General features: G+C 55.9%; 5 protein-coding genes. 1 reads left to right on the forward strand and 4 read right to left on the reverse strand.

The annotated features are described in order from the left end of the window. Positions 1 to 111 precede the first annotated feature (111 nt). The 3 genes from PSV43_RS05915 to PSV43_RS05925 are packed head-to-tail and all read right to left on the reverse strand — an operon-like array spanning position 112 to position 3,328. Positions 112 to 1,092 (reverse strand): glycosyltransferase, encoded by a 981-nt coding sequence (locus PSV43_RS05915; RefSeq protein ID WP_300194615.1) that lies wholly within the window; start codon positions 1,090 to 1,092, stop codon positions 112 to 114. Between the two features lie 11 nt (positions 1,093 to 1,103). Further along, complete coding sequence (locus PSV43_RS05920) at positions 1,104 to 2,054, reverse strand: Gfo/Idh/MocA family oxidoreductase (protein WP_300194616.1); 951 nt, start codon at positions 2,052 to 2,054, stop codon at positions 1,104 to 1,106. Between the two features lie 8 nt (positions 2,055 to 2,062). After that, positions 2,063 to 3,328 carry a class I SAM-dependent methyltransferase gene (locus PSV43_RS05925; RefSeq protein ID WP_300194617.1) on the reverse strand — a complete coding sequence of 422 codons (1,266 nt, stop codon included), beginning with the start codon at positions 3,326 to 3,328 and terminating at the stop codon, positions 2,063 to 2,065. 94 nt (positions 3,329 to 3,422) lie between these two features. On the opposite strand from PSV43_RS05925, the gene PSV43_RS05930 reads away from it, so the two are divergent. Then, entirely contained in the window at positions 3,423 to 3,779 is a 357-nt protein-coding gene (locus tag PSV43_RS05930) for a hypothetical protein (protein WP_300194618.1), read from the forward strand. Positions 3,780 to 3,784: 5 nt separating this feature from the next. Here the strand turns inward: PSV43_RS05930 and PSV43_RS05935 are convergent, their stop codons facing one another. Beyond that, positions 3,785 to 5,293 carry a lipopolysaccharide biosynthesis protein gene (locus PSV43_RS05935; protein ID WP_300194619.1) on the reverse strand — a complete coding sequence of 503 codons (1,509 nt, stop codon included), beginning with the start codon at positions 5,291 to 5,293 and terminating at the stop codon, positions 3,785 to 3,787. Positions 5,294 to 5,386 lie beyond the last annotated feature (93 nt).

Raw genomic sequence — 5,386 nt, forward strand, 5'->3', positions numbered from 1 at the left:
TCACCATTTGATTCTCTTTCTCTCACGATGAAAAATGCAAACTTTTCGACCGCCGCAGAGAGAGGAATGATGACGTCGTCGATGGTGAAAATGATCTTGATCACTCTACGCTCATCGCTTTTTCCCCGTGATTTCGCGGATAATGCGCGGCAGCAAGCCTGGAGAGCCGCCAGTGTTGCGTGGATTTGGCCAGCTTTTGTCGATCTCAATCGGGCCGAGGGTTGTCTTCAGATGCGGAATGCACCAGGAGCAAAAAAGGTACTCTCCCACTTTCATCCGTGCGTGATCAGGACAGCGCTTGAGGCGATCATTGAATGCTGCCAGCAGTTCTTCCTTGCTGATCCGTGACCCGGCGAGGATCCAGTCCGTAGTCCTGCTCATAAGACGGGCCGCTCTCTCATGGGAAAACCTCAGGCTGTCTTGGGTTGGATGGTTGCGGCGAAGTACGTCGGGAAATGGATGGAAAACGAGGGTGCCCATTTGCGCGAGCCGTGCCGCAAGCATCCTGTCCACATCATAATCATTTCCAAGTCCAAATACATTCCCCGCCTCCCTTAGCACGTTGGTCCGGATGAACATGGCAGGGAAAATGGCTGGCGTGTGAATCAGCGAAGCGAGCGTGACGGCGAGTGGTGACAACTCCCAGAAATCCGCGAGATCGGGAAAACCTGCGCCGAACCAGAACAAGGGACTGCCGCTATGCGTCAGCACTGCGCTTTCGCCAGCGACGTTATAGTAAGCGGCCACATAGCAGACAGCATCAGGATGGCGCGCCAGACCGCGGGCGGCATTCTCGAGAGTTTGAGGTGCCCACCAGTCGTCGTCATGCAAATGCACGGTCAGTTCGTCCTGGAGATGATCGGTCACCAGAATGTTCATGTGTTCCAGTGTGCTTACCTGGGGATCGCGGTAGATGTACTCGATCGGCAGAGCTGAGAACTCTCTGCACACATCCTCGGACGCGCGATTGCCGCCATTTTCTGACACGACGATGTGGCTGACCAGATCGACCCGCGTCTGTGTAGTGATGGATGTGAGCGCCGTTCGCAGCATGGCTGGCCGGTTGCAGGTGGGAAGGGTGATGTTAAACATAACTGACGTTCTTATTTGGCTTCGATATGGCTGACTTTGGCGAGGCGCAGTTTTTCCAGGTCCCCCCAGAGACGTACATGCTCTTGATGGATGGATGCATCTGAAAGTGCTCCACCGATAGCGCGACGCAGCAATTGCCGGATGAAAATAATCCTCGAGTCCGCTCTTCCAGGCTGGTTGGTGGAATCGTTGGCGGAATTGCTGAAAGGGGTTGGCGCATCATGTCTGAATAAAATCTGGTCACCCATCTTAAGTGTTACGCTAAAAAAAGGTGACGAGGTCCACTGACTGTCACAGTTGATTTCAGCCCGGCCGTGGGTGGAATGGAGCGAGCAGGTGAGGGATGGATCCTCGTCCGTGAAACCCAGCGGTGAGCATGCGAGGGAGCTCCAGTTGGCCATCCGTGCCAAGACCTCCAATAGATGAACGGCGTAGAACCGAAGCGCGCCGCCGCCTTCGCTGACATTTCTTTTCCAGTTGTACAGTCCGTGCTTGTAATGATGTGCCATGAACCGCCAGTCGAAGTGAATGCTGGTGGGACGATGCAATTGAAATTCGGACGAGAGTCTCTCAACCCAGTCGGTCTCGGCGATCGTGAAGCCAACTACGAGTCGCATCTTCGCGGTGGCGAGTTTTTCCAGCATCAGTTCTGCTGCGGAAGGCGTGCGGGCCAATGGTTTCTCTAACACGAGCGTCCCGCCCCAGCCTGATGCGAGTGCCGCATCCACGAGTTGTTCCTGGTCTGAGGGTCGTTTTGAGACGACGAGAAGATCGCAGTCGTTAGAAATTTTTGCAGGATTGCTCACGACGCTTATGCGATTCGCCAGGCTAGCCAGTTCGGGACGGCTGCGGATCGTGGGCCGATATTTTTCCAGCGTAACGATGCGACTAGGGTCGAGTCCGGCGATGGCAGGCAGATAGCCGTACATTCCGAAACCGCCGCCGAGAATGCCAAAGCGCATAAGCGAAATTAAACAAGCTCACGCAAGACCGGGAGCGGTGTAAAGATGCGGCCCCGGTAACCATGCTCACGCAGGTAGGACTCCACCTCGTCTACGATATGCCATGCCCAGATCAGTATCGCTGGCGGGTGATGCGCGCCGCCCATCCAGAGCTGGTCGCTCACGATCTCGATGCGCGTGCCTGGCAGATAGTGGTCGAGTTTCAATGACTCGGGCTTCTCATAGACGCACAGATGTTCATCCTCTGTGACGCCAAGTAGATTGATCAAGATAGATGCCCGGCCAGGATAACCTTTGCCGCACAAGACGAGGCCTTCGTCCTTCAGTTTTTGAAGTTGTTGTTTTGTCTCCGCGAGCCAGAGGTCGACCAATTTTTGCATCTGCGCGAGGTCGGCGGGAAAGTCGCTTTCATCGCGAAGTCCGACAGTGGAGAATTCGCGTTTCGGATGACGATTTGAGCGATTAAAGTTCCCTATGCAGACGCGGATGTTGCCGCCGTATCTCTTCGGGAAGCTGGCGAAAAGGACCTCTCCCCCCAGCGAACGAGCGATGAATTCGAAAGAGCGGTAGCTGTAAGTGCGCGGATGCTCGTGATAAAAAGTGTCGAACTGCCCGGTGGCGAGCACGGAACCCAGGTAGTGATTTTCGATCACAATGATGGTGCCCTCATGAACCATGAGCTTCAGCGCGGTGATCGTGTCCTCGAGAGATTCAATATGCGCGAAAACATTGGTAAAGCTGATGACATCAGGATAGCCGACCTCGGCCACAAGTCTGGTGGCGGAGTCGACATTGAAATATCCCTGGATCACATGATGCCCCCCGGCGGTGGCTTCGAGCGCCGCATCGGTGGGCTCGATACCGCAGGTGCGTGCGCCGGCTTGATTGAAATAATTGAGGAGTGATCCGTCGTTGCAGCCGATGTCGCAGGCGAGTTTGCCTGATACTGTGCCAAACTCTGCCTGATGTTCCGCAACGAGGCTCTTTATGCCGTTGAGCACGTCGAGTGTGAAGCGTGGGCGGTAGTGGTACGATTTCGGGAATAGCGTCTCTTTGGCTACCTGGTACACCTGATGCGCGGTGAGGCAGACGGGGCAAAGGGAGATCTGGATGGGATACTTTACGGTCTCGCGCGCATCCCCGATAGGCACGAGATCATCGCAGAGCGGCTGCATGCCGAGATCAAGCACAGGAGGCGGCAACGTGCTGGCGCAGACGTGGCAGGTGTCCCGGCAGAAGAGTTCAGGACGATGGGTGAGAGCAGGATTCGTCATTGTTGGGGAGTGAAAATCTGAATGGAACCGGCCTAAGAGATGCGGGCTGTGATAGTGGCTGGGGTATAATGTTGATCAGCCGGGAAGTGAGTCCATGCGCGCTGGCTGGGCCGGTGAGCAGGATGCGCCTGCCGCGATAGAGGTCAGTGAATGGCATGGCTCACACGATGAGGGCACCGTTGACGCAGTCATTTTCGTATCTTGCGGGTTTTTGCTGAATCGTGCGGTCGTCTTCGATGCGCAATGGGTCAAAACGGCCCGCAGAATGCACGCTGGCAATGGTGCAAACTTTGCCGGTCCTGTGATGCGCGGCATCATGGACTCTGGTCTGAATTTCGTCTCCTCCCGCAATCGGGTGCTTTTGCTTCTGCATAAAATGACGGCTCTCATATGGGTGATTGAGAAGTCTATAAGTGGTCTTAAGGAGCGGAGAGGATGCCAATACTGTTAAAAGGATCAAAATCCAACCAATCGTTTAAGGATTTGCCGCCCTTCTCCGTCGAGCAGAAGCAGAGGTGCGGGAAGAACAAAGGCAGCGGTGTACACGCAGCCGGCTGTAAAGAGCAACTCATAGTCCGCCACCAGCCACTCATGCATCAGCGCGGCGACCGTCAGGGGTAGCAGAAGAGCCTTGAACCCAGGCCAGAGTACATCAAGTCCGAGATAGGAAAGCGGGTTTAGATGGAGGCATCTGTATATCAGCCACGGCGCGACAACCGAGGAGAAGATAAGCATTTCAATTCCAAGCACTGTCGCCACGCCGGTGACACCCCATTGAATGCCAGCCCCGATCGTAAACAGCGCTGTGGCCACTCCGCCAATGCAACTCACCCACATCAGGTCATGCTGGCGTCCCATCGCAGCCAGGAGGTTGTAGGCTGGAAACTGCATTCCCACCAGGCCGTAAGGAAGCGCAAGGATGAGGATTATCGCGTAAGATTCATCGAACTCCGTGCCCAGCCAGCGATGCAAAAAAGGCTGCGCAAATAAGACGATTCCACACATGGCCCATGCCGCGAATCCCGCTGTGATCTTGGCGAGCCGTCGGAACTCCTTCTCCAGCCGATGTGATTCCCCGGCACCGTGCAGTTGGCCAAAGGCCATGAGCACGCCGCCACCGAATGCGGCATTGGTGATGTCCACGTAGGTGAGGATCAAACGGAGCGCCGTAGAGTAAATCGCGATGTCGCGCGCGCCGCGCACGCTGCCGAGCACCATCGGCCCGGCCTGAAAACGCAGTGTGTCAGCGAAGCCCGTCAGCATGTAGTCGCGTGTGAAATGGAACATTTCACGCTTCAAATTCGACAGGTATTCGGCGCTCATCGTCAGGCTTTCCTTGAACACGGCAAACCTCAGCTTTTTGGAAAAAAAGCGTTGCAGAGCCAGTTCCAGCAGATCGCCGCCGCCTTGGACCAGACCCACGCCTAGAATGCCTCCGCCCATGATCAGTACTAGGCAAAGGCAACTCGTCTGCAAGAGCACGCGAACAATGGATGCCCCGGCCAGCAGGTCATAGCGGACGTTCGAACGCAGCAACAGGCCGGGAATGCGAAAACGAAAGCGTAGTGCCAGCGCACAGCCGCAAACGATGATGGCGATGATCAGGTGCAGAGAATTCTCAATCCTCCCCAGTATCAGCAGCGTGAGCGGGCTGGCCAGCAAGCTGCCTAACGCAACTGCCCAGCCCATGAGCCGGAAGTACCGCTGCGAGATATGGACGATGGCCGCCTGCTTTTCCTCATCCTTTGCGCCGATGGCGGAGGACAAAAACCGGCTGACGGAAAAAGACAGTCCCAGATCCACCATCGCCAGATAGCCGAGGATGACCATCCCAAGAAGCCACTGGCCGTACCCTTCCTGTCCGAGATGCCGCACCATCAGCGGCGTGCTGATAAAAAGCGCACTCACCTTGGTAATGTGTTCCAGGACGCTGACGCCAGCACCGGTCAACAGACGTTTGCTCAAGTTCATTGCAGGTGTTTCATGCGAACCAGCCCGCGGCCCGCGGCAGCCAGATGCTTTTTCCAAGCGAGGGATGCCTTGATGCGATCAGGCACC

The organism is Prosthecobacter sp. (assembly GCF_029946185.1).
GTDB lineage: Bacteria > Verrucomicrobiota > Verrucomicrobiia > Verrucomicrobiales > Verrucomicrobiaceae > Prosthecobacter.

Bases quoted from the DNA above. Each gene is read 5' to 3' on its own strand.
- PSV43_RS05930 (WP_300194618.1), top strand. From the start codon at position 3,423: ATGCGCGCTGGCTGGGCCGGTGAGCAGGATGCGCCTGCCGCGATAGAG.
- PSV43_RS05925 (WP_300194617.1), bottom strand. From the start codon at position 3,328: ATGACGAATCCTGCTCTCACCCATCGTCCTGAACTCTTCTGCCGGGAC.
- PSV43_RS05915 (WP_300194615.1), bottom strand. From the start codon at position 1,092: ATGTTTAACATCACCCTTCCCACCTGCAACCGGCCAGCCATGCTGCGA.
- PSV43_RS05920 (WP_300194616.1), bottom strand. From the start codon at position 2,054: ATGCGCTTTGGCATTCTCGGCGGCGGTTTCGGAATGTACGGCTATCTG.